General features: G+C 45.9%; 1 protein-coding gene. It reads right to left on the bottom strand.

Going from position 1 to position 1,058, the window contains the following annotated elements:
* Positions 1–257 precede the first annotated feature (257 nt).
* Positions 258–1,058: type I secretion C-terminal target domain-containing protein (locus R7Q48_RS24840; protein ID WP_318132780.1), on the bottom strand; the 801-nt coding region annotated here is incomplete at its 5' end.

Here is a 1,058-nt window from a genome sequence, read left to right on the forward strand (position 1 = left end):
CGACCCCTTCCCTAGCCGCACATGCCACTGTTATCGAACCTCTTATCGAAGTTACTCAAGCCGCAAGTTACAACCGTATTGGTGCGTCCGTTGTGGAAAAAAATAACGAGGTAATTGGCAGCCTTCTCGACATTCACGTCTAAAGAAACCAAGATAAAAATTATACCTAACTCCCTTTCCAGATATTGAAGAACACCAAACGCTAATAAGCGCAGCGGTCAAATCTAACCGCCGCACTTTTCATTTCTCAAATCACTTTATCCGTTATCAATAACACCTCGATTAAGAAGCGATTCAACAATCTCGTTTGAGCTTAATCCATTAAAGTCTATTGCCTGACCTAAGTTCTCAACCACAATAGTCTGATGAACGTTCGCATCAGTAGTAATGCTCAAAGAGACATTGTCTGTCGTGGCATCATAGTCCGCTTGAATATGCGCAAGTAACTCATCAATTCCTGCCATTGGGTCATTTAAATCCGCAATCACGTCTGTAAGATCGATCGTGTCTTCATTAAGTGTAAAGTCGGTGATGGTATCCACCGCACCTTCGTCAACGGTATCTTGAGTCCATTTAAAGATATCGTTACCACCGCCACCCGTTAGGATGTCCGAACCCAGACCACCGATGAGAATATCATCACCGTCACCACCGATAATGCGGTCATCACCCGCGCCGCCGATGAGGGAAATTCCGCGATCACTACCAAGTAACAGATTATCTTCCGTGTCAGGAGAAACATCGATGTCACGGTTGTTGGACGTAACATTGATGCTGATGTCAATTGGGTCTGAGAACGCTTGATCGCCATTCGATTCCGTTGAAACCGCAGTCAGCGTGATATCGTGATCACCTTGGCGCACATTATCGATGTGAAGCGTATCAATTTCATCAGCAGGCACTGTCCAAGTAGAAGTCGCACTATCAAAACTGATGCTCGATGTGGTCGCATCACTCGTTAGCGTTGCGCCTCTTGGAACGCCTGTCACCTCTAACGCTAAGACTTCATCCAAATCCGTCAGTGCAGCAATAATGCCGACTAACGCTACGCCCTGAAA

This window comes from Vibrio sp. 378 (genome assembly GCF_033339435.1).